The organism is Spongiibacter sp., assembly GCF_041602295.1.
In the GTDB taxonomy this organism is placed as follows: Bacteria; Pseudomonadota; Gammaproteobacteria; order Pseudomonadales; family Spongiibacteraceae; genus Spongiibacter.
The window spans coordinates 15,004-38,439 of record NZ_JBFIGO010000001.1; the positions used below are offsets into that span (position 1 = coordinate 15,004).

Annotated in this window: 23 protein-coding genes, 1 tRNA gene and 1 other RNA gene; 4 read left to right on the forward strand and 21 right to left on the reverse strand. The window is 57.2% G+C overall.

From position 1 onward, the window contains the following. Position 1: 1 nt before the first annotated feature. Positions 2–847 (reverse strand): AAA family ATPase, encoded by an 846-nt coding sequence (locus ABYM29_RS00085; protein ID WP_372860570.1) that lies wholly within the window; start codon positions 845–847, stop codon positions 2–4. A gap of 201 nt (positions 848–1,048) precedes the next feature. Here ABYM29_RS00085 and cysK point away from each other — a divergent pair, with 201 nt between their 5' ends. Next, positions 1,049–2,011 (forward strand): cysteine synthase A, encoded by a 963-nt coding sequence (gene cysK / locus ABYM29_RS00090; protein WP_372860572.1) that lies wholly within the window; start codon positions 1,049–1,051, stop codon positions 2,009–2,011. Here the strand turns inward: cysK and ABYM29_RS00095 are convergent. The 14 genes from ABYM29_RS00095 to gltX form a co-directional block, all read right to left on the reverse strand. Beyond that, positions 2,008–2,889, reverse strand: a complete 882-nt coding sequence (locus ABYM29_RS00095) for a serine/threonine-protein kinase (protein WP_372860574.1) — start codon at positions 2,887–2,889, stop codon at positions 2,008–2,010. The two genes, cysK and ABYM29_RS00095, sit on opposite strands and share 4 nt — an antisense overlap. 217 nt (positions 2,890–3,106) lie before the next feature. Further along, positions 3,107–3,508: a hypothetical protein gene (locus ABYM29_RS00100; protein WP_372860576.1), complete on the reverse strand. Its 402-nt coding sequence runs from the start codon at positions 3,506–3,508 to the stop codon at positions 3,107–3,109. A gap of 8 nt (positions 3,509–3,516) precedes the next feature. Next, on the reverse strand, positions 3,517–3,969 hold the full coding sequence (locus ABYM29_RS00105) for a YcgN family cysteine cluster protein (protein ID WP_372860579.1): 453 nt from the start codon (positions 3,967–3,969) through the stop codon (positions 3,517–3,519). Continuing rightward, a complete protein-coding gene (locus ABYM29_RS00110; protein ID WP_372860581.1) occupies positions 3,966–4,235 on the reverse strand; it encodes a YcgL domain-containing protein in 270 nt (89 codons plus the stop codon). Before ABYM29_RS00110 ends, ABYM29_RS00105 begins: the two co-directional genes overlap by 4 nt. Continuing rightward, positions 4,232–5,341: a ribonuclease D gene (gene rnd, locus ABYM29_RS00115; protein WP_372860583.1), complete on the reverse strand. Its 1,110-nt coding sequence runs from the start codon at positions 5,339–5,341 to the stop codon at positions 4,232–4,234. The genes ABYM29_RS00110 and rnd overlap by 4 nt, the downstream gene beginning before the upstream one ends. Beyond that, entirely contained in the window at positions 5,334–5,936 is a 603-nt protein-coding gene (gene recR / locus ABYM29_RS00120) for a recombination mediator RecR (protein WP_372860586.1), read from the reverse strand. Before recR ends, rnd begins: the two co-directional genes overlap by 8 nt. Continuing rightward, a complete protein-coding gene (locus ABYM29_RS00125) occupies positions 5,936–6,259 on the reverse strand; it encodes a YbaB/EbfC family nucleoid-associated protein (protein WP_372860589.1) in 324 nt (107 codons plus the stop codon). The genes recR and ABYM29_RS00125 overlap by 1 nt, the downstream gene beginning before the upstream one ends. After that, positions 6,256–8,202 (reverse strand): DNA polymerase III subunit gamma/tau, encoded by a 1,947-nt coding sequence (dnaX, locus tag ABYM29_RS00130; protein ID WP_372860591.1) that lies wholly within the window; start codon positions 8,200–8,202, stop codon positions 6,256–6,258. Before dnaX ends, ABYM29_RS00125 begins: the two co-directional genes overlap by 4 nt. A 115-nt stretch (positions 8,203–8,317) precedes the next feature. Next, positions 8,318–8,414, reverse strand: an RNA gene (gene ffs / locus ABYM29_RS00135) — signal recognition particle sRNA small type. Between the two features lie 88 nt (positions 8,415–8,502). Next, positions 8,503–9,057 (reverse strand): DUF4136 domain-containing protein, encoded by a 555-nt coding sequence (locus ABYM29_RS00140; protein ID WP_372860594.1) that lies wholly within the window; start codon positions 9,055–9,057, stop codon positions 8,503–8,505. Between the two features lie 66 nt (positions 9,058–9,123). Beyond that, positions 9,124–10,518 (reverse strand): DegQ family serine endoprotease, encoded by a 1,395-nt coding sequence (locus ABYM29_RS00145; protein ID WP_372860596.1) that lies wholly within the window; start codon positions 10,516–10,518, stop codon positions 9,124–9,126. Positions 10,519–10,625: 107 nt separating this feature from the next. Beyond that, a complete protein-coding gene (locus ABYM29_RS00150) occupies positions 10,626–10,904 on the reverse strand; it encodes a polyhydroxyalkanoic acid system family protein (protein WP_372860598.1) in 279 nt (92 codons plus the stop codon). A gap of 116 nt (positions 10,905–11,020) precedes the next feature. Next, positions 11,021–11,096, reverse strand: a tRNA-Ala gene (locus ABYM29_RS00155). Positions 11,097–11,225: 129 nt separating this feature from the next. Continuing rightward, complete coding sequence (gltX, locus tag ABYM29_RS00160; RefSeq protein ID WP_372860601.1) at positions 11,226–12,710, reverse strand: glutamate--tRNA ligase; 1,485 nt, start codon at positions 12,708–12,710, stop codon at positions 11,226–11,228. A 125-nt stretch (positions 12,711–12,835) separates the two neighbouring features. Between gltX and dusA the strand changes: the two genes are divergently transcribed. From dusA to ABYM29_RS00175, 3 genes are read left to right on the forward strand one after another with little or no spacing between them, the layout of a single operon-like run. Continuing rightward, positions 12,836–13,882, forward strand: coding sequence for a tRNA dihydrouridine(20/20a) synthase DusA (gene dusA, locus ABYM29_RS00165; protein ID WP_372860603.1), 1,047 nt, complete (start codon positions 12,836–12,838; stop codon positions 13,880–13,882). A gap of 13 nt (positions 13,883–13,895) precedes the next feature. After that, on the forward strand, positions 13,896–14,852 hold the full coding sequence (gene tal, locus ABYM29_RS00170; protein ID WP_372860606.1) for a transaldolase: 957 nt from the start codon (positions 13,896–13,898) through the stop codon (positions 14,850–14,852). Further along, the gene (locus ABYM29_RS00175; protein ID WP_372860608.1) at positions 14,845–15,303 is read left to right on the forward strand and encodes a TerB family tellurite resistance protein; all 459 of its coding nucleotides are present in this window, start codon (positions 14,845–14,847) and stop codon (positions 15,301–15,303) included. The genes tal and ABYM29_RS00175 overlap by 8 nt, the downstream gene beginning before the upstream one ends. Here the strand turns inward: ABYM29_RS00175 and ABYM29_RS00180 are convergent. The 6 genes from ABYM29_RS00180 to hrpA all read right to left on the reverse strand — a co-directional run bounded on the left by ABYM29_RS00180 (position 15,297) and on the right by hrpA (position 23,405). Continuing rightward, entirely contained in the window at positions 15,297–15,785 is a 489-nt protein-coding gene (locus ABYM29_RS00180; protein WP_372860611.1) for an STAS domain-containing protein, read from the reverse strand. The two genes, ABYM29_RS00175 and ABYM29_RS00180, sit on opposite strands and share 7 nt — an antisense overlap. A 4-nt stretch (positions 15,786–15,789) precedes the next feature. Then, a complete protein-coding gene (locus tag ABYM29_RS00185; RefSeq protein ID WP_372860613.1) occupies positions 15,790–16,971 on the reverse strand; it encodes a PP2C family protein-serine/threonine phosphatase in 1,182 nt (393 codons plus the stop codon). Between the two features lie 77 nt (positions 16,972–17,048). Beyond that, positions 17,049–17,765 (reverse strand): VacJ family lipoprotein, encoded by a 717-nt coding sequence (locus ABYM29_RS00190; RefSeq protein ID WP_372860616.1) that lies wholly within the window; start codon positions 17,763–17,765, stop codon positions 17,049–17,051. A gap of 53 nt (positions 17,766–17,818) precedes the next feature. Beyond that, a complete protein-coding gene (locus tag ABYM29_RS00195) occupies positions 17,819–18,589 on the reverse strand; it encodes a DUF2063 domain-containing protein (protein WP_372860618.1) in 771 nt (256 codons plus the stop codon). Continuing rightward, the gene (locus ABYM29_RS00200) at positions 18,586–19,464 is read right to left on the reverse strand and encodes a DUF692 domain-containing protein (RefSeq protein WP_372860620.1); all 879 of its coding nucleotides are present in this window, start codon (positions 19,462–19,464) and stop codon (positions 18,586–18,588) included. The genes ABYM29_RS00195 and ABYM29_RS00200 overlap by 4 nt, the downstream gene beginning before the upstream one ends. Positions 19,465–19,508: 44 nt before the next feature. Next, positions 19,509–23,405 carry an ATP-dependent RNA helicase HrpA gene (gene hrpA / locus ABYM29_RS00205; protein WP_372860622.1) on the reverse strand — a complete coding sequence of 1,299 codons (3,897 nt, stop codon included), beginning with the start codon at positions 23,403–23,405 and terminating at the stop codon, positions 19,509–19,511. Between the last annotated feature and the right edge of the window lie 31 nt (positions 23,406–23,436).

The window sequence follows — 23,436 nt, forward strand, 5'->3', positions numbered from 1 at the left end:
ACTATCGGCTCTCGCGACGATGCATAAAGGCCAGGCGCTCCAATAGATGGACATCCTGCTCGTTTTTCAACAGCGCCCCGTAGAGCGGCGGAATCGCCTTGCTGGCATCGCGGTTTTTAAGAATTTCCTCTGGAATCTCGTCGGCCATCAACAGCTTAAGCCAGTCAATGAGTTCCGAGGTAGAGGGCTTTTTCTTTAAACCGGGAATTTTGCGCACATCGAAAAATACTTCCAGCGCGTCCTGTACGAGCGTTTTGGAAATATCCGGATAGTGCACATCAACAATCTGCTCCATGGTGTCCCGGTCGGGGAAATTAATGAAATGGAAGAAGCAGCGGCGCAAAAAGGCGTCGGGCAACTCTTTTTCATTGTTACTGGTAATAATAATGATCGGCCGCTGCTTTGCCCGCACCGTTTCACCAGTCTCGTAGACAAAAAATTCCATGCGATCGAGTTCCACCAACAAGTCATTGGGAAATTCGATATCGGCCTTATCGATCTCGTCGATCAACAACACCACCTGCTCGTCGGCCGCAAACGCCTCCCAGAGCTTACCGCGCTTAATATAGTTGGCGATGTCGTGTACCTTGTCATCACCCAGCTGAGAATCACGCAGGCGCGATACCGCATCGTACTCATACAAGCCCTGCTGAGCCTTGGTTGTGGATTTAATATGCCACTGGATCAAAGTCTTGCCCATTGCCGCAGCCACTTGCTCGGCGAGCAAGGTTTTGCCTGTGCCGGGCTCCCCCTTAATCAACAGTGGTCGCTGCAGGGTCACGGCGGCGTTCACTGCCATACTCAGCTCATCGGTGGATACATAGGAGTCGGTACCGGTAAATTTCATTGCTTCATCCTGCTGGGGCGCCCGGTTTTCATATCACCGGGCGATCATTACACTTGGCAGACCATACGCTGCCCAATCATTATCCACCGCGAAGCCTACTTGGCTGCACGGCAGACGGCAAGCCTTGCAAGGCTCGGCTATATTAGCAAAGCTAGGCCAGCGCCTCTGTAGCCTCGGTATTACACAACAAGGAACATCGCTATGCCCACCGTTTTTGACGATATCAGCCGCAGTATTGGCAACACCCCGCTTATCGAAGTCAAGCGTATTAGCCAGCACCGCATCTTGCTCAAGCAGGAATCGCGCAACCCCGCCAACAGCGTCAAATGCCGAATCGGCGCCAATATGATCTGGCAGGCCGAACAGAGTGGCGCACTGCGCCCCGGCATGGAAATCGTCGAGCCCACCAGCGGCAACACCGGCATTGCCTTGGCCTTTGTCGCCGCCGCTCGCGGCTACCCCATTACCTTAACAATGCCCAATACCATGAGCGTCGAGCGCCGCAAGGTGTTGATTGCGCTGGGCGCCAAGCTGCAACTCAGCGACGGCGCCAAGGGCATGAAGGGCGCCATCGCCGCCGCCGAAGAAATTTGCGCACGCGACCCACAGCGCTACTTTATGCCCCAACAGTTTGAAAACCCCGCCAACCCCGCGATCCACGAACAGACCACCGGCCCGGAAATTTGGCGCGACACCGACGGCGCCATCGATATCTTAGTCAGTGGCGTCGGCACCGGCGGCACCATCAGCGGCGTATCGCGCTATATCAAACAGCAGTGCAATAAGGCGATCTGCTCGGTGGCAATAGAACCGGAGAGTTCGACACTGATCCGCCACGCACTAAACGGCGAAGAGCTACGCCACGCCCCGCACAAAATACAGGGTATTGGTGCCGGCTTTCTGCCCAGTACGCTAGACCTGTCAATGGTCGACCGCGTTGAAGCAGTTTCCGACGAAGAAGCGATACGCTGGGCGCATCGACTCATGAAGGAAGAGGGCATTCTCGCCGGCATTTCCAGCGGCGCAGCAATGGCCGTCGCCGAACGTCTTGCCAACGAAACTGGCAACGCCGGCAAAACCATCGTCGCAATCCTGCCGGATTCCGCGGAACGCTATCTCAGCACGGCACTGTTCGAGGGCGCATTTAGCGAAATCGACGCCTAGTCACCGAGCGCCGCAGCAAACTCCCCGCCCCACTGCCAACGCCGCTCATCCTCCAGGCACAGGCCACCAGCAAGCGCGCGCCACTGGCGACGACTGAGTCCCGGTGGCCGCTGCGGCAACATGTCCCGTCGCCGAGCCTGGTCGGCCGGCAGGCCGCGGTAGGGGTGCCCTCCCCCCAGCAACTCGCAGGCCATCACCGCCAGCGAGTAAACGTCATCGGCGGCACCGGGAGCCTTCCCTGCTAAACGCCGCGGACTGGCGTAAGGCGCGGTCCAGGCATCAACCCCCGGCAGTCTGGCAAAGTCCACTAACCTCACGCGCCCGCCGGCATCGAGCAGCACGTTCTCCGGCTTGATATCACCGTGTACCACACCGCGCTGATGGAGATAGGCCAGCGCCGCGGCCAGGCAGCGAATATGGTGCAGGCAGCGTGTTCGACTGCGCAGAGGGTGGCAGGCCAATACCGCCAAGCTACCCCCTGTCAGTAATTCCATACTGACAAAATACCAGGGCGGATGATGATAAAAACGGTAGGCGCGAACGATATGGGGATGTTCCAAACTGGCCAGCAGCCCCGCCTCGTTCTCAAACGACAGCAGCACACGGTGATCCATCAACTGAGAACTGCGAACCAGCTTGATGGCTAGCACGCCCCCGCCACTGCCGCCCTGACCACCGCAAGTATCGAGTGCGCGGTAGACCGTTGCCAGTGCCCCGGTACCCAGGTGGCGCAACAATTTAAAACGGCCCGCCAACAATGGCGGCGGCTCGATTAGCGCCGGCCGCCGGGGGCGCCGCAGCGACTGCTCCAACAGCTGATAATCATGTTCGCCGACAGCAGCTGGATAGAGTAAGGAAGGCTGCCCGACATTGAGCATAATCCACCCCACTAAGACACAGTAGAGGCTAAGTATAGAACAGTGTCAAAACGCCGGCTGAACAACGCGAGGGCAGACCCGCATCACTGCTGCCACAACAACTACTGGAAAGGATCGCAGCCCCGCCCACTCAGGGCGATGCCACTTAGAGGACAAACCGCCTTGCTGATCACATAAGGGTAGGCTTGGAACACCGGCCCTCAGCGCAGCCCCTAGCTCACTGACCGCCAAATTTGGGTTCAATGCGCTTGTCGCTAGGCGCTTGAGCTTGAGGCTGCTCAGCCCCGGCCCGGCGACGTGGGCGCGTTAGCCGCCAGGTAAGCGCAATCACCACGGCCATTATCTGCCCGGCAGCAACAATAATCATCGCCTCCATCGCGGACTCCAGGCCGCCGGTCATCAAACTCAACGCGGCGCCAATGGTCGCAGGCATCCACAATTCCATCGCTTCCGGGTGGCGGCAGGGTAACAGCAGCAAACTGATTACCGCCAATGACGCCCACAACTTCAGCGCCGTAAGACGATAGGCGCGAATCAGCAAGACCCAGAACAGGCTGGCCGCCAGACCGGTGCCGAGATACACCTGCCAGGCGAGCGCGTAGTCATTTGCATCAATCATCGCTTGTCCTAATCAACCCAGTGAATAATATGGTCTTCAAACTCTTCCTCCGCGACCTCAAGCTCGCTCACACAGCGCCCCGCCACCATCACCCCCAGCTGACGCATGGCGCGCTCGTCACCGGCGATAAGCGGGTGCCAGGCGGCCAGTCCCCTGCCCTCGTGCAAGCGCCGATACGCGCAACTAAGCGGTAAACTGTAAGCAAACTCAGCCAGTGACTTGCGCAACTGCAGGCAACCGGGCACACGCTCTAGGCGCCGCTCATAATCGCGGCAGCGACAGCGCTGCTCATCCAACAGCCGACAGGCGACATCGGTGTAATACACCTCGCCGCTATCCTCATCCTCAAGCTTGTGCAGGCAGCAGCGGCCGCAGCCATCGCACAGCGCTTCCCACTCCTGGTCACTCATTTCGGCCAGCGATTTAGTCTGCCAAAATGGCTGCTGCGCCGCGGCAATCATCGATCTTCACGCGGCCGCAGCGGCGCTTCGGGCTGGGGCGGAAGCTGAAGATAAAATCCATTACTTTCAATCTGTTGCAAAACATCTTCAACATTTGCTCTAGCAAGCTTGCGGCCCGCCTGCAACAGCAGTGTCATCGCGCGCTCGGGCTTGCCAAAACGCTGCATCAGCGCCTCCGGCACCCGCGCGATATCCTCTGCCTTGTCGACGTACAGATACATGCCGTCGTGTTTAGCGCTGCGATAAATTGTGCAGATACGCTTCATACTTGCTCCTCGAGAGCGCTCAGTAATGCCTCACCCAGCAGCTGGCTGCGCCACTGCCCAAAACTGTCTGGCAGACTCCGCTGGCGGATCAGTACTTCCAAATCCCGCTTGCGGCACAGCAAGCCCGCTGGGATGTTCAATTTTTCAGCGCAGCGCTCAGCGCATTGGCGCAGGCGACTGAGCCGCTTACTCTGCTCCCCCGAGAGCGGCCGAACACCCGGTTCCGGGTGACGACTGGCGTCGGCACAGCGGGCCTCCTCAACAATTGCAATGATTTGCTCACCGTAGCGACGCAACGCCCCAGGGGCCAGATCCTTAACGCTCGCTAACTCCGCGTGAGTGCGCGGTAGGCGCCGGGCTATATCAAAACACACCGGGTCTTTTAAAATTCGTCCTCTGGGCATATCGCGCTGACGGGCCTGCTGCTCGCGCCAACTGCACAACTGCTGCAATACCAGGCGCTGGGGACCATTGAGCTTCCACAGAGATTTATTGCGCAAATAATATTGGTCTGCTGCCGCAGGCTGCTCAGCCTGGTCGGTAATTTGCTGACAGTCCTCCTGCCACCAACTCAAGCGGCCCTGCTCTTCCAAACGCTGGCGTATCATCGGATAGACTCGCTGCAGGTAGGCAACATCTAAAGCCGCGTAGTGACACTGGCTGGCCGTCAACGGCCGTCGCAGCCAGTCGGAGCGCGTTTCGCCTTTTTCAACATGCAGCTGCAGACACTCCGCCACCAATTTTTGATAACTCAGGCCCTCGCCGATACCGGCCAATCCCGCGCCAACCTGGGTATCTAGCAGCGGCGCTGGCAGCGCTCCACAGAGCCGGTCAAACACTTCCAGGTCTTCGCTGCAGGAGTGCAATACCTTAATAATCGCCGCGTTACAAAGCAGAGCTTTAAAATCCGTCCAGTCCTCAATCACCAATGGATCGATCAACCAGCACTCACCAAAGGCGCCGACTTGAATTAGGCCGGCAATGGGATAAAAGGTATCGCGACGAATAAATTCGGTATCCAAGGCCAGAAAGTCAGCCCCCTGCCAGTGCTGACAAGCCTCGGCCAAAGCCTGCGGGCTATCTATGTAGTGGTACTCTTCATTCAAAACGCTGACGCCCCTTTAGCGCGTGAGACAGCGTGCCGCTGTCGACATACTCCAATTCTCCCCCCAGAGGGACACCGTGGGCAATACGGCTAACCGCTACCCCCAAGCGCCGCATTTCTTCGGCGATGTAAAACGCGGTAGCCTCGCCCTCAACCGTGGGGTTGGTGGCCAAAATCAATTCACTGACCTGCAGCGCCTGCACTCGCTCTAACAGGCGGTCAACCCCGATTTCCTCTGGGCCAATGCCATCAATGGGCGACAACCGTCCCATGAGCACAAAATACAAGCCGCGGTAGTCGCCGCTCTGTTCGAAGGCCAGCACATCAGCGGGTGACTCGACGACACAAATGGTGCGCCGATCGCGGCGCGCATCGCTGCAAATACGGCACTCGGCGGCTTCCGTCAGCGTGCGACAACTGCGGCAATGCCCCACTTGATCAACGGCTTTCTGCAATGCCTCAGAGAGGCGCTGCGCACCACCGCGATTGCGTTCCAGCAACTGAAAGCTGATACGCTGCGCCGACTTGGGGCCCACGCCCGGCAAGCAGCGCAGTGCATCGATCAGCTCGTCAATAAGGGGACTGAAGTTACTCATCAGAATGGCATCTTAAAGTCGCCTGGCATCCCCATGCCCGACAGCATATCGCCCATTTGTCCCTTGTTATTCTCCTCGACCTTGCGCACCGCATCGTTCACCGCCGCGGCCAGCAGGTCTTCCAGCACCTCTTTGTCTTCACTCAACAGGCTGTCGTCAATTTCAACCCGGCGCACGTCGTGGCGCCCGGTCATCGTCACCTTGACCAAGCCAGCGCCCGCTTCACCTCTGACTTCTTTATTCGCCAGCTCTTGCTGGGCCTGTTGCATTTTCTGCTGCATCTCTGCAGCTTTTTTCATCAATTCATTCAAATCAGCCTTCACGACTCTCTCCTCTTTTGGCCCGGCAAACACAGTGACTCAGGCTCAAGTTCAGCGCCAAATTCAGCAACAATCTCCTGCACCAGTGGATCCGCCTCAATGGCAGCCAGCGCGTCGGCAAGTTGTTCCTGCAGGCGGCGCGCACGGTATTGTGCAGGCGTTTCCTCAGCCACTTCCGCGATATCAATACTGACCTTGAGCGGCTGCGAAAAATAGTCACTCAGTGACTCCTGCAAACGCTCCACATGCCTTTCGTTCAGCAACGTGGCATTGGCCTGACTAATCACAAACCGCAAACGATCCTCTCGGCAGTCTGCAATCTGACAGTGAGAAGCAATGCTGCCCAGCATGCCCGGCAAAGCAAACGCATCGAAGCGCTCTCGCCAGCAACGACTGTCCAACTCCGCGAGCTGCAAGTGCTGCTGCGCGCGAACAGGTGCGACAAGCTCCTGGCCTTGCTCCGCCGCCCCCCCGCTCGCAGCCTCTGCCGCCGGGGCTAACGGAGCATCAACCGACCGAGACAGCGCCTCTGTAATATTTGACGGTGGCGCGCTGGCAGCGGGTGAATGCGTCGCGGCAGTCTCGACCTGTTGGCTTTCATAGTCCGCCCAGTTTTGATTCATCGCCGAGGCCGTATCAGCCGATTCTGCTAACGTGGGTAGCGACCTGGCGAGATCGGCTGCAGCAGTTTGTTCGGCAGTCGCCTGGGCAACCGCCTCAGGCTCGAGTGCCGCGACCACTGGCGGCGCCTCTGACTGCGCCTCAGGGGGCGCGGTTGGCGGCTTTTTTACGGGGTCGTCGGCCTCCACCGGGGCAGACTGAACGGGGGGGGTTAAGGGCTGCACGGGCGGCGCCGCAATACCTTCGGGCGCAAACGCCAACATGCGCAACAGTAGCATTTCCAGCCCCGAACGCGGTTCCGGCGCAAGCCCCAAATCGCGCCGTCCCTGCAGCGCTAGCTGATAGTAGAACTGCACATCTTCGGCGCTCAGACACGCCGCTAACTCCATGACCGTCTGGCGGTCTCCCAGGCTATTATCTAAGCCTTCGGGCACCGTCTGCGCAATGGCCAAGCGGTGCAGCACCACCAGTAATTCATTGGCGACACCGGCAAAATCGACACCGAGTTCAGCCAGCTCCCCGACAATCGCCAACAAGCCTGCGCCGTCGCGCTGCGACAGTCCGCGAATCAGGCGATACACCGCGCCGTGATCTATCGTACCGAGCATCTGCCGCACATCGTGCTCACCGAGCTTGCCCGAACCAAAGGCAATCGCCTGGTCGGTAAGGCTCAGGGCATCGCGCATACTGCCGTCGGCCGCTCGTCCCAGCAGCCACAAGGCGGGCTCATCGTAGCTGACCATCTCCTTGTCGAGAACCTGCTTGAGATAGTCTACGACCCGTTCCGGGCTGAGATTTTTTAAGCTGAATTGCAGGCAGCGCGACAAAATCGTCGCGGGAATTTTCTGTGGATCGGTGGTCGCCAACAAAAATTTAACATGAGGCGGCGGCTCTTCCAGGGTCTTGAGCAGCGCGTTAAAGCTGCTGGCACTGAGCATGTGCACTTCATCGATAAGGTAGACCTTATAGCGCCCCTGGGTAGGCGTGTACTGCACATTGTCGAGTAGCTCGCGAGTGTCTTCGACCTTGGTTCGCGAGGCGGCGTCGACCTCGATCAAATCGACAAAACGGCCTTCGTTAATCGCCACACAGGATTGGCATTGGCCACAGGGCTCAGAACTAACGCCCTGCTCACAGTTAAGGCAACGCGCCAAGATTCGCGCGATGGTGGTTTTGCCGACACCGCGGGTACCCGTAAACAAATAAGCGTGATGCAGTCGGTCGTGATCCAGAGCATTAATCAAGGCCTTGAGAACATGGCTCTGACCGGCCATTTCCCGAAAGCTTTTAGGGCGCCATTTTCTCGCCAGAACCTGGTAGGTCATCGCTGTATCTCTCGAAATCAAGCGCCAAGGATACACTAGCGCCGCGCCGACATAAATAACGCCAGAAGTAGGAAAAAATGTGGGGAATCACGAACATAGAACAGACAGGTGGCAGCCCAACCAGCCACACCCCGGCACACGAGTCGATAACTACCGTTGCTCCCTTCCGGGCCTGGCGGGGTTTGCTATCTATCGTTGCGAGGGGACCGGAAGGGCCACCATAACACCGCGACCGGATAGCCCCGATCGCGGGGCGCTATTGTCATGGAAAGGTCGCACACATGCAAGGGGAAATCGGCCTTATTGCACGGCCCGACCCGGAGGGAACTGCTGCAGGATGCTGCCCACAGTTTCCTCAATATACGCGCGCCGCGCCACCGGGTCGGCTAGCGCCGGCTGCACACGACGGGCACTGCCCCGCCACAGCAAACGGCGACTGCCGGGCTCAACCATATCGATCAATACCCTGTCCTCAGTGTACTCGCGAATCCACAGGTCACTATCATGGAAATGCATATGCCCAAAGCCCGGACGAAACTCACAGTGATAGCAGGGGTAATAACCAAAGTGACTGTACCAACCACCCACACTCTCTATCCGCGCCTTGTCGACCGCGCCAACATGGTAGCTCAGCAATACCGCCGCCTGCGCCGCATCGACCTTGCGCAAGCCGCGGCCTTGCAGCTGCGCCTCAATTGCCTCGCGATAACGCTGATGCATCAAAGCGTCATAGGCGGGATCCACCACCGCCGGCGCAGGCAGCCAAGCGTAGCTCGTTACCGACGAGAAATCGTAGTCCAGCGCATAGTCGTGACTGACCGGGATACCGTTACACGCTTGCAGCAATGCAAGCATAAGTAGCGCCACCGCACTTCTACCAAGCCGATACCCACCCATCATTCCTCCCGGCAGCGCTTGCTGCTAGCCTTTCTTCAACACAACCCAATTGGCGAAGCGACCGCGAATCACCCTTAGCAGCACCACCTCATCCCGGCTTGACAGCGCCGCGTCCAACTCGGCAAGACTGCGCACCCGGCGCTGATTAGCTGACACCAACAAGTCTCCCGGTCGCAGCTTCGCCGCGGCCAAGGCATCGGGCTTGACCTCGGTGACCAACACACCCTTATTATCGTCCGCGTCCTTCAAACCGACACCGGCCAACAATGGATGTAGCGCTTTAACCGCCGTCGCCGCCACCGCCGTTTCTGCAGAACCCAGCACGGCCCTAACGCGCCGCTCATCGCCGTCACGCAGCAGTGTAATACTCAACTCATCACCCACCCTGCGCAGGCCAATGGCATTGCGCAACTGCGCAGAACTCGCTATCGGCTTGCCATCGACCGCAATCACCACGTCGCCGGTTTTTATACCGGCCTTGTCAGCCGCCGAGCCGTCCTGCACCTGCGCCACCACCGCGCCACGCTGCCGGCCTTTAATATCAAAGGCCTCGGCAAGCTCCGTAGTAAGATCTTGAATAATCACGCCAAGCTGGCCACGACGGACCTCGCCATGCTGGAGAATCTGCTCAATACTGGCCATTGCCATATTGGCGGGAATCGCAAAGCCGATTCCCACATTACCGCCAGAGGGCGCCAAAATGGCAGTATTCACCCCGATCAACTCACCGCGCAAATTGACCAGGGCGCCGCCAGAATTTCCGGGATTTATCGAGGCATCGGTCTGAATAAAATTTTCATAGCCTTCAATACCCAGACCGGTGCGCCCCAGGGCACTGACAATTCCGGTTGTCACCGTCTGCCCCAGACCGAAGGGGTTGCCAATCGCCACCACAAAGTCGCCGACCTGCAGTTTGTCCGAGTCAGCCAGCCGCACCGCCGTCAGCCTGTCGCTGGGAATTTTAAGTACAGCTATATCGACATCGGGGTCCGAACCGACCAGCTCGGCGGTAAAACTGCGGCCGTCCTCCAGCGACACCGTAATCTCGTCGGCACCGGCAATTACATGGTGATTAGTAAGCACTGTGCCGGCCTTGGCATTGATAATGACCCCGGAGCCGGCACTCTGCGTACGTCGCTCGCGGGGCTGTAACTGCTGGCGCGGCATATTGAAGAAATGGCGAAAGAAGGGATCGTTAAGCAGGGGATTCTGTTGCACGCGCTGAGTGGTGTAGGTAGAGATATTAACCACCGCCGGATTGACCCCTTTCAGCATCGGCGCGAGGCTAGGCAGCGCCTCGCCGTCGCCAGCGAATTTGGGCAATAGCGCATAGCTGGATTGACTAAATATCAGTATCGCCGCGACGAGCAGCGCAGGCAGGGGGAACAGTGGGTTAACGAATCGCTGAAAACGCGCCATGACTTCTCCGATCTCCTCAAAACGTTGATGCCAGTGTTAGAGTGCAGAATTCGGAAATATTTCCCTATTAGCAAGGAATCTTCAAGATTGGAGCCCGACGGCGATACTCAGGCCAGTTTTTCCGCCATCGCCCGCGACAGCTCATCGCGAATTTTGGACTTAAATGGCTTCATCACCATCCCCAGGCGAATATCCACTTTAACTTCACCCTCGAGCAGCTGCAAAACCCCCTGTATACCCGAGCGCTTGAGCTCAAGTTCGCGCTCGCTCAACCAGCGAGCCTTCAGTTGGTAACGCTCATCGAGCTTTTTGGCCAGTGCCTCGAGCATTTCACGCACATCGGCTTCACTTTTCGAATGACGCTGACTAAGAGAGATCGTCGACACGTTAGTACTCCATAAAAAGCCGCAGCCAAAATATGCGCTGTACTGTTTATTTTAGCAGAGCTTAGCGCGACAAATTTCGGGCATAAAAAAACCGCCTAGCGGCGGTTTTTTTAATTTGGTGGAGCTAGGCGGGATCGAACCGCCGACCTCTTGCATGCCATGCAAGCGCTCTCCCAGCTGAGCTATAGCCCCGAAAGAGGCTGCGCATATTAAGGTCCGTCCCCGACCTTGTCAACACGCTTTTTAAAAATAATGAAAAATCTTCTGTCGTCTCGCCAAATACTGCGTCGCCAGACCGCGACGCATCCTAAGCCAGCCTAGCTATACCAATTGCTGGTAGCGCTTTTCCAGCTTCTTCAGTTTCTTTTTGCCAACACCACCGAGTGCATCAATGGCAAAGCGCAGCCGCGCGCGACTGATTTCCGGACCGAGGATCTCCATAGAGTCCACCACCGAAATCGATGCCGTGGTACCGGCAATGGCGATAAATAATGGCGGCATCACGTCTTTCATACGCAATCCCAAGCCATCGGCCAAGGCCTTAATGGCCGCAAACAAGGTATCCCGCTGCCAGTCCTGCTCCGCCTCAAGCCGCCACAGGCAGCACTGCAACACCTCCACCAAATCCTCATCACTCAAACTGCAGGGCGCGAAACTCTCTTTAGTAATCGGCAGCATGCCCGCGAGGAAAAAACCCGCCAACGGCGCGATATCGGTGAACACTTCAATACGCGGTTTTAGCTGCGGCAACAATTTCTGCAGAGTGTCTTTATTCAACGCCCACTGCTGCAAACGCTCGATTAGCTGTTCGTCATCAAAATCTTCGCGCATCCACAAGCCATTCAGCCAGCGCAGCTTTTCCACATCAAAAATCGGACCACCGAGGCTGACGCGCTGAATATCAAAGTGTTCGATCATCGTTTGCAGACTGAATTTTTCCCGCTCATCGGGCATGCTCCAGCCCATACGGCCCAAGTAATTTAACAGTGCTTCCGGCAGGAAACCCATGCGCTGGTAGTAGAGAATACTCGTGGGGTTCTTGCGCTTGCTGAGCTTGCTCTTGTCGGGGTTGCGCAACAGCGGCAGGTGGCACAACTGTGGCATTTCCCAACCAAAATATTCGTACAACAGCTTGTGCTTAGGGGCCGAATTAATCCACTCCTCCCCCCGCAACACGTGGGTGATACCCATCAGGTGATCGTCGACAACATTGGCCAGATGGTAGGTGGGCATGCCGTCAGACTTGAGAAGGATCTGCGCATCCACCTGTGCCCAATCCAACTCAATTTTACCGCGCAGCATGTCGTCAATTTCACAGCGACCGTCGTCTTCAGGCACGACCATGCGAATAACATAAGGCGCGCCTTCCGCCTCGCGACGCTGCTGCTCCGCATCACTCAACTTCAGATCGGAGGGCTTTAGCGCCGTGTGCTGCCCGGCTTCACGACGCGACTCGCGAAGCTCGTCCAGTTCTTCAGGGCTGCGATAGCAGCGAAATGCCAAGCCTTTCTCGACCAGCTGCTCGCAGTGCTGACGATAAATTTCACTGCGCTCACTTTGCCGATAAGGGCCGTTATTGCCGCCCACATCGGGGCCCTCGTCCCAGTCTAGGCCCAGCCACCGCAGCGAGTCGAGAATCGCCTTTTCCGAAGCCGGTGTAGAGCGCTGCTGATCAGTATCTTCAATACGCAGCAAAAACTGCCCACCCTGACTCTTCGCAAAGCAGTAGTTAAACAGGGCAATATAGGCGGTACCAACGTGCGGATCACCGGTTGGCGACGGGGCAATTCGAGTGCGAACAGTCATGGAGAGTTTTTCACCATTTCAATACAATTAGCGTTTTACCACAGGCAGTGCCGGCAGCGCAGAAAGCGCCATTATACGGCCCTGCGGCAACAAGATTCACCTACCCCCGGAGGTTTTCCTCGCCAATGTCCGATAGTACGCTCGACCGCCGCTTTTGCGTGGCGCCAATGCTGGACTGGTCAGACCGACACTGCCGCGTATTTTGGCGACAACTGAGTCGACGCGCCGTGCTCTACACCGAGATGGTCACCACCGGCGCGCTGCTGCACGGCGATCAACACCGCCACTTGCAATTTAGTGACGAGGAACAGCCGCTGGCCCTGCAACTCGGCGGCAGCGACCCCGGCGCGCTGGCTGCCTCAGCGGCACTGGCCGAGCAATGGGGCTACAACGAGGTCAACCTCAACTGCGGCTGCCCCTCCGACCGTGTACAAAACGGCTTCTTCGGCGCCTGCCTCATGGCTCGCCCCAGCTTGGTAGCCGACTGTGTAAAAGCCATGTGTGATGCCAGTAGCTTGCCGGTTACCGTTAAGCACCGTATCGGCATCGACGACCAAGAAGGCTATGGACCGCTGCGCGACTTTGTTGGTGAGGTTCAACGTGCCGGCTGCAACACGGTCATAGTCCATGCCCGGAAAGCCTGGCTACAGGGCCTTAGCCCCAAGGAAAACCGCGAAATTCCGCCACTAAATTACCCAATGGTCTACCAACTGAAGCGAGAGTTTAACGACCTCGAAGTCATCATCAACGGCGGTATAGCAAGCATCGACGATGCGCTATCGCATTTGTCATATGTCGATGGCAGTATGTTGGGGCGCAGCATCTACCAAAACCCCTACCAGTTGGCCGAGGTCGATCAGCGTATATACGGCGATGCGGACAGGCCCGTCACGCGACAGGCCATCGTGGAATCCCTGTTCCCCTATATCGAACAGCAACTCAGTGATGGCGCCCGTCTTCATCATATAACTCGACATATACTCGGGCTATTTAATGGCCTGCCCGGGGCGCGGCAGTTTCGCCGCCACCTCAGCCAGCATGCCCACCGCAGCGATGCCGGCTTGGAAATATTGCAACAGGCACTGGCACTCACGGCCAGCGCTCAACAGCGCAACCTCGAACACGAGCAGCGCAGCGCCGAACGCCCGCACAATGGACAGGCGAACAGCTAACAGGATGCATGTAATGAGCAGTAAACTGGAACAACTCAAGACCATGACCGATGTGGTTGCCGACACCGGCGACATCGAAGCCATTAAACGCTTTACTCCGCAGGATGCCACCACCAACCCTTCGCTAATTCTTAAGGCCGCACAGTTACCGCAATATCGCCAGCTAATCGATCAAGTCGTCGCCACTCACCTACGCAACGCCAGCGATGCCCCGAGCTTGAAGCGCGCCAGCACCCAGCTGGCAGTGGCCATCGGCAGTGAAATTGCCCAGCTGGTACCAGGCAAGGTCTCTACCGAAGTTGACGCACGCCTGTCTTTTGATCGCCAGGCCACTGTAAACGAGGCCAAACATATTGTTCAGCTTTATGAGCAGGCCGGTATCGGCCGCGACAAACTGTTAATTAAAATCGCCGCTACCTGGGAGGGTATCCAGGCCGCCGCCGAACTGGAGGCAGCCGGCATCGAATGCAATCTTACCCTGCTATTTAGCCTCACCCAGGCCGCCGCCTGCGCAGAAGCCAACGCCACCTTAATATCCCCCTTTGTCGGCCGCATCCTGGACTGGCACCTGGCCCACGGCAACACCCCGGCCAGCGCCGCCGACGATCCAGGCGTCCAATCAGTCGCTGCCATTTACGCCTACTACAAACAACACGGCTACCGCACCATTGTGATGGGTGCCAGTTTCCGCAACATCGGTGAGATTGCCGAACTGGCCGGCTGCGACCGATTGACCATCAGCCCGGCATTGCTAGAAGAATTAGCCAGTGACAACGGCGAGCTACCACAACGACTGAGCAGTGACGGCAAATTTTCCGAGCAAGCTAAACTCGACTGCAGCGAAGCGGCATTTCGCTGGGCGATGAACGAAGATGCCATGGCCACTGAAAAGCTGGCCGAGGGTATCCGTGCCTTTGCCGCCGACCAACAAAAGCTTGAAGCACTATTAAAGGATTGGCCCCGTGTTTGATTTTCTCAAGAAATTACTCGGCGACGAGCAAGCGGAAAACAGTGAAACGATGTCGCTGGAACTGGCCTGTGCATCACTGCTGATCGAGGTCAGCAAATCAGACTACAAACAGGAACCCGCCGAGGTGGAAAAAATTCACCACCTGTTGATACAGCACTTTCACCTTAGCGACGATGATATCGACAACTTTATGGCGCGCGCCCACCGGCAAAACCAGGACAGCACATCGCTGTACCCCTTTACCCGCTACATCAATGACAACTGTAACAATGAGGAAAAATTTCGACTAGTCAAAGCACTGTGGGAAGTCGCCGCAGAAGATGGCGAGATAGATAAATACGAAGAGCACCTAATCCGCAAAATTGCCGATCTCATCTACCTGCCACACCGCGATTTCATCCGCGCGAAGCTGCAGGTTTGCAGCTCATTAGACAGCGACCAGTCTCAGTAACACTGGCCTTCCAGCAGTGACACCAGCTCGCGAAATTTAGCGCGATTGCTGTCATTCATACCCATCAAGATACGATGGGCTTCCAGTACGCGGCCGCGCACCCCCTCCTCGCTGTCGGGCAGAACAGGCAGTTCGCCCAAATCCTCGTCGTCAAGCAGCGGCTCTTCACGAATGCTGAACACCCGATCAAAGCCCATACTGTCCAACACCCGAGTGATATCAGGGTTAGTAGACAGGATCACCGGGACATAACCAAAGCGCTGCTTGGCTTTAATGGCCAGTTTAGCCAGCAAACCCAGGGTAGTGCTGTCGATGTTGCTGGCGTCAATAAGATCCACCACGACACTGGCAAAGCCAGCACTGGACAGCATCTCATCAAAAAATTCATCCATGGTGGTGCACAGCGTCAACCGTACATCGCCCACCAACTTAATCACAAAGGCGCCGTCTTGCTCGGCGACCAAAATCTTACCCGGTTGCATCAGCTTATAACCTGCACGCCACTAAAATGGCAATATCGTCCGGGGCCTCGTCAATTTCATTCAAACCAAAGGCCTCAACCAATTCACTGGAAGAACATTGTCCAGCGCTGAGCAAGTCCAATAAGGCCTGCTCCTTTTGTTGAAGGCTATCCTGTTCCAACACCTCCAATATACCATCGGAAAACAGTGTCAGCACGGCCCCCGGAGGAAAACTGATCATATGGTCGGTATAAGCCGCATCGGCAAACAAGCCCACGGGCATATCGTGCTCGGACAAAAATTCAGCCCGCCCGTGACACGCCAACACCGGTGCAGGCAAGTGACCTGCCACCGCATAACACAATTGCTCGTATTTGAGATCAAACACCCCAACACACATTGTCACATGCTTGCCGATACCCATTTCCAGCAGCTCGCGATTGGCAATCGCCAACATCTTCGCCGGCGACAGGATCGCGGTTGAACCGCGATGCAAAAAATCACTGCGCTTACGGGCAAACAAGTTCTTTAAAAACACCGTTACGAATGCAGAGCTGGCGCCGTGACCGGAGACATCAGCAACAAAAAACACCGCGTGATCTTCACCGACCAGGAAGTAGTCTACAAAATCGCCACTGAGATACAGTGACGGCAAAATAAAATGGCAGAATCGGTAACCTTCGACTTCCTTGGGCGTGTCGGGCAATAACAACTGCTGTACATGTTTACCCGCCTGCTGATCCTGCTGCAGATGCGTCAGGCTTTCCAACAGGTCCCGATTGGCCGCCTCGAGCTTGTGGCGATAGGCAAGATTCTCACGCTTGAGTTCACAACGCTCTACCGCGCGGTCAATCGCGTGGCGAATCACATCGCTGCTATCCGGCGGCAGCATCAAATAATCAGTGGCACCGTGGCGCACCGCCGACAGTACATCAGCGAGGCTCTCGCGACGCGACACCCCGATCAGCGGCAGTTCTCGCGGGTCGGCAGCCATTTCGTCAAGTAAGTCGATTCCCCAACCGCCCGGCAAGTCGATATCAATCATCACAATATCGATATCATCTTCGCGAAAACAGTTCAGCGCCCGGACTTTGTCATCAGTGCACAATACGTCTACACCCAGCGCTTCCAAAGCACTCAGTAGTTGCCGATGCAAGGTATCTCGCTGCTGAATCAGCAACAACCGATGGTGAAGAGATCTAGTCATTGCGCTGTTTTACCCATCTGCCACCCCGGTGGCAAGCACTGAGCCTGTGTAGGATTCACAACTGCTGTTCCCAATAGCTAAAAATCAAAGGACTCAAAATCCTCATCGCCAAAGCTATCCTGAAATTGCCCATCATTAATTAAAAACTGCCGCCGCTGCAGATAGGCATCCTTGATAAAGGTGTATTTATCACCGCTGACCAACTCGTCCGAACCCAGCAATTTCGCACGAACCTGCACCAGGTCAAGGGCCAGTAAACCCAGCTCCGCACTCAGCGGGTTAACGTCAACCAAGGGCGAGGTATAGCTATCCACGACCCGGCCGCTACCATCGCGCAGGGTACTCGGACCGAGCAACGGCAACATCAAATAGGGGCCATTACCCACCCCCCACACCGCTAGGGTTTGACCGAAGTCTTCGGACTCACGCTCCAGGCCAAGGTGACTAGCAACATCAAAAAACCCCAACACGCCCACCGTGGTGTTGATAAAAAAACGACTGGCGTCCACCAGCGCGTCCACGCCCTCGCCCTGCAAAACATCATTGGCTAAATTCTTAATCTCGCCAATATTGTTAAACACATTGCCAATCCCCTGATCGATAAAGCTCGGCGTTATTTTCTTATAGGCTTTAGCCACCGGCTTGGCAACGTAGCGATCCGCCCCCTCATTGAAGGCAAAAACATGACGATTGAAGCCCTCCCAAGGATCACGGAGATCATTGCCATAATCGCCGGCAAAAGCCAGCGGTGCTAGCAGACAAAGCACTGCACTAAGCAGTCTATGCAGGAACATACGAATATCGTTTCCCAATGGTGATCTTGCGCACACTATACCTAAAGCCCATATTAATAACACCCATGTTCAACTGCGCCGTCAGAATCGCCGGAAAGGTAGAGCACATCAGCGTTGTAGAGCTGCGTCAACAACGGCTCGGCAAACTCAGTAAGCGCCTTTTCAGCCATGCCCAGTTCCGCCGCCAACACGGCCAGAACATCTCGAGGGCGAGCCGGATTATCAAGCAATTCAAGCAGGCGTGCGGTCACCGCATTGATCTCCATAAACTCCACCTCATCGCGGCGATTGCGGTAGACCAACAAATACGTGGGCTGAGCATCGGGCGCCTGCGGCTGATAGTCGGCGCTGATACGCTGCACCGCAAATGGGTAAGCCAGCGACCAGGCCAGCGGCGAGCGCTGCAAATAGGCCTCCAACAACGACTCAGGTAAGCGCGACGGCGGCGGAAGTTGCTGCTCAGCGACATCCAAAGCCAGCTCGACCCACTCATAGTGCGCCAGCGCCGCTAAAAACACCGGGTCGTCCTCGGCCTGTCGCTCGTTGCACAGATAGTGCAGAAACTCCTCGGCGATCTGCAAAAAATAGGGGCTTTTGCATCGGTGGACACGCATAAAATCCCGCACCAAGCACTGCCAAGCAGCCCCGTCAAACAGGCTGCGGCACACCGGGAAGCCACCGCTGATAAAGCCCTCGATATTTTTGTAAAACAACTCTCGATAGATCGCCAGGCGCCGCGACTCCACATCCTCCGGGCCCCGGTGTGCCTCGGGGTCGCGCAGATAGTCGGTTAACTGCCGCTGTCTCTGCTGAAAAGACTTCATCGCACACCCGCCGCCGGCATCAGTGCCGCCCGCTGTTGTGCGAGGCGAATCTGCCCGAGCTCCGCGAGCAGCTCAGCCATCGGCGGAAAATTAAAGTCCCGCTCTAACAGCGTTGGCAATGGCCCACACAGCGCATAGGCCTCATCCAACAACTGCCATACGGGATCGATCACCGCCGCCCCATGGGTATCGACCTTAAGATCCGCAGCCTCGTCGAAGTGCCCGGCAATATGCATATACTTTGCGCGATCCAGCGGCAGCTCCCGTAAAAATACTCGCGGATCATAACCATGGTTAACGCTGTTCACGTAGATATTGTTTACATCCAGCAACAAGCCGCAGTCGGCCTCGTGCAACACCGCAGAAATAAACTGTGACTCGCTCATCTGTTGGCCAGGGGCCGCGTAGTAGGAGGCATTTTCCAGCAATATTTTGCGCCCCAAGCGCTGCTGCACCTGCACTACACGCTCGGCGACATGACTGACAGCATCTTCAGTAAACGGTATCGGCATCAAATCGTACAGGTGGCCATCGTCGCCGCAATAGGTCAAATGCTCACTGTACAAGCGGCAGTCAAAGCGCTCGATAAATTCGCCAATGGCGTCGATCAGCTGCCAATCCAAGGGGGCAAAGCCACCAATATTGAGACTGAGGCCGTGCAGTGTGACGGGGAAGCGCTCGGCCAGCTCGCGAAAGGCACGACCGAAGCGGCCGCCCAAACCAATCCAGTTTTCCGGCGCCACTTCCAGAAAATCAACATCGTCGAGCTGCAAATCGGCAAATTCACCCAGTAAGGCGCGCCGCAGCCCCAAACCCGCCGCCTGTGCCGCTAGCGGCGGCGCTATCGCTGTATGTAGTGATGGCCCTGCACTCAAAGCAAAACTCCCTAACGACCGTTTGTCAGGCAAAGACGCGCCGTTCAACTGATTGTTACATCGTTCTTCAAGGCCTTCCACAATTGCTTCAGCCGTTTTTCCGACACGCTCTGCGCGGTTCCCAAGCGCTGGGCAAACAACGACACGCGCAGTTCCTCCAACAACCAGCGGTACTCGCGCAGGGCTGGCGACTGGCGCCAGAGTCGCGGCGTCGACGCCAGCAAATCATCCAACTGCTCTTGCAGTGGCGCGATCACCAGTGTGCACTGCCTATCCCGCTGATAGTGACCATCAAGTTTGGCGAGGCGCTCTTCTATGGCCGCCAAGTACCGCGGGTAATGGTGCAGCGCTGGTGGCGACACAGTGTAGATAAAGTCCTCAAAGAACAGGCCACTAAGCTGTCGCTGAATATCATTGATACTGTGTATCCAGCTCAGGCTATTGAGTTTTTTTAGCTGGCGGCGAATGCGTGCATACGCCGCCAGGATCTCACTCAACAATTTCGCACTGCGCTCCGCTTGCTCGACAAACTGCCCGCGGCCACTTTCCCAAAGCGCGTCAAAATCATCGCGATGACGCGGTAGGGCTGCTTCCTCTGCCATAAACGCCTGCCGCGCAGCCATCAACAAGCAGGACTCCAACCAGGCCTTTCGCTGCTGGCCACAGGCGGCAAACTCCAACTGTTGCGCATTACCTTTAAACAGCGTCGCGCGCAGCGTCTTACACTGCGCCGGTAGACGCAGCAGCAGTAAGCGTAAGATCCCCCGCTCACTCTGCAGGGCCGCCTCCTCTGCGGTCTCCGCCAAGCCCAGCTCAACTTCTTGGCCGTCATCTCTTAAGCAGGGATAGGCCGTCAACGTTGCCCCCGCCTGTTTAAAACGATGCTCACTGGGCAATTCACCAAACTCCCAGCCTTGATAGCGCCGCCGCTCAAAGCCGGCCTCACTCTCCTCCGCGATGCTTTTTTGCACATCAGCGGCCAGCTGCTCGCGCAGTGCCTGGATATCTCGCCCCGAGGCCAGTCGCTTGCCCTCGTCATCCAATACAATGATATTCATGCGGTAATAATCATCGATACTGGCTGCCGACCAGGCCGGCAAATCGATCCTTGCCTCACTCAACTGCTCGAGGCGCGCCGCCAACGCCGGTAATAACGGCTCGTCACCGACAGCGAGACGGCTCAAGGCGCGGTCAACATAGTCCGGCACGGGCACCAGTTGCTTGCGCTGGGCCTTGGGCAGAGCCTTGACCAAGGCAATGCACTTTTCTCGCAACAGCCCCGGCACCAGCCAGTCAAAGCGCCCCTCTGGCACCTTGTGCAACATCGCCAGCGGTAGCGAGACACTGACGCCATCGTCAACATGGCCCGGTTCAAAGTGGTAGCTCAGCGCCAATTGAAAGTCACCGGCATGCAACTGCGCCGGAAATTGTGCAACATCGACCCCGCCCTCACTGCGCATCATCTGCGCGCGACTCATTCTGAGCTGCGCATCGGCACCGGTTTTTTTCAGCCATGACTCCAGCTGCCTGGCAGTGCTAATGCCGTCGGCGATGCGCTCGTCGTAAAAGGCATAAATCTCTTCATCCGACACCAAGATATCGCGGCGACGCGCCTTGTCCTCCAGGTCGAGGATTTCCCGGCGCAAGCCTTGGTTGTGCTGAAAGAAACCGGCATTTCCCCGGTAGCGCCCTTCAACCAAGGCCTGGCGAATCAAGATCTGGCGGGAAACCCGCGGATCGATGGGGCCGTAATGTACGCGATGGCGATCACGCAGGCACAGGCCGTAGAGCAGTGTCTGCTCATAAGCCATTACGCGGCCACTTTTGGCATGCCAATGAGGCTCGGCATAATTGCGCTTGAGCAGACTGTCGTTAACTCCCAACACCCATTCCGGCTCAATCTTGGCCACACAACGCGCAAAAAGTTGACTGGTTTCAGCCAGTTCTGCGGCAACGATCCACTTCGGGTTTTTCTTGCGCAATGACGACCCGGGGAAAATGCGCAGCTTGCGATTACGCGCGCCCAGGTACTCACGCTCCTCGGACTTATTGGCGATCTGGCCCAAGAAGCCCGGCAATAAGGCGCGATGCAGCCGCTGATAGTCTGCCGGCTCATCGTTTAAGCGCAACTGTAACTGGCGACACATCAACAGCAGCTGATGATGTACCTCGCGCCACTCGCGCATGCGCGTCCAACTCAAAAATTCTTTTTTGCACAGCCGCCGCCACTGACTAGCGCTCAGCGCCTGGCGCTGCTCTTCGGCATACTCCCACAGCGCCACGTAGGCCAAAAAATCCGAGCCCTCCTGCCAGAAACGTCGGTGCTGCTCATCCGCCGCCTGTTGTTTATCGGCAGGCCGTTCGCGAGGATCCTGGATGCTGAGCGCACTGGCGATAACCAACATCTCGCGCAAGCAGTGCTGTTCGGCAGCAGCCATAATCAGCCGAGCAATACGCGGGTCTACTGGGAAGCGCGCCAGCGACCTACCCAGCTCGGTCATGCGCTCGCCATCGACAGCTCCCAGCTCGCTCAACAGCGAGAAGCCATCGCGAATCAGCCGGCTGTCAGGAGCGTCGACAAAGGGAAACTTGCGAATATCGCCCAGCCCCAACTGCAGCATTTGCAAAATGACCGCCGCGAGGTTGGTGCGTTGAATTTCCGGTTCAGTAAATGCGGGCCGGCGCTCGTAGTCCTCGCGACTGTAGAGCCGGTAAGCGATGCCCTCTGCCACCCGGCCACAACGGCCCGCGCGCTGATTGGCACTGGCCTGAGAAATGGCCTCAATGGGCAAGCGCTGCACCTTACTGCGCACGCTGTAGCGGCTAATGCGGGCAGTACCGGCATCGATCACATAGCGAATACCGGGCACAGTCAGCGACGTCTCCGCCACATTGGTCGCCAACACGACCCGCCAGCCCCGCCGCCCGCCACTGTCGAAGATACGTTGCTGCTCGCGAGCACTCAGCCGGGCGTAAAGCGGCAAGACCTCGGCACCCGGCAACTGCGCGTCGCGCAGGTGCTTGGCAACCTCGCGGATATCCCGCTCGCCACTGAGAAACACCAGCGTGTCACCGCGGTGTTGCGCGCCCTCGGCCATCAGCTCACGCAGCACCGCTGCCACGGCTTCACCGAGATCCTGCTCGCCACTCAACTCCTCCAGCGGCCGGTAGCGGTATTCCACAGGGTAGCTACGCCCCGATACCTCAACGACCGGGGCATTGTCGAAATGGCGAGAAAATCGCTCAACATCGATGGTCGCCGAAGTAATAATCAGCTTCAAATCGGGCCGTTTCGGCAACAGGGTTTTCAGGTAACCGAGCAAAAAGTCGATGTTCAGGCTGTGCTCGTGAGCTTCATCGATGATGATGGTGTCATAGTGACTGAGAAAACGGTCGTGACTGATTGCCGCCAGCAAAATACCATCGGTCATCAGCTTGATATAACTGCCCGCAGAAGTCTGCTCCTGAAAGCGCACCTGGTAGCCCACGGCCTCGCCCAGCGGTGACGCCAGCTCGTCGGCAATGCGCTGGGCGACCGTGCGTGCCGCCAGACGCCGCGGCTGGGTGTGAGCGATCATGCCGTTAATACCGCGCCCCATTTGCAGGCACAGCTTGGGCAACTGCGTAGTTTTACCCGAGCCGGTTTCACCGGCCACGACCACCACTTGATGGCTGTCTATCGCCCTGCGAATATCCTCAAGGCGCTGACTGACCGGCAACTGCTCCGGAAAATGCAATGCCGGCACCGCCGCTCGGCGACGCTGCAGCAACGCCACCGACGCCGCCAAATCGCGACTGAGCTGCTCAGCCGCAGCCGCCACGTCCTCACCGCCCTGTTGCCTGCCTTGCAATTGCTGTAAGCGACGGCGAAGGCGGAACTGTTCCGGCATATAACACTGTCCCAGCAGTGCTCTCAATTCTTTCCAGTCAGTGGCAGACATAGCACCCTAAAAATAAAAAGGGCGCCACATA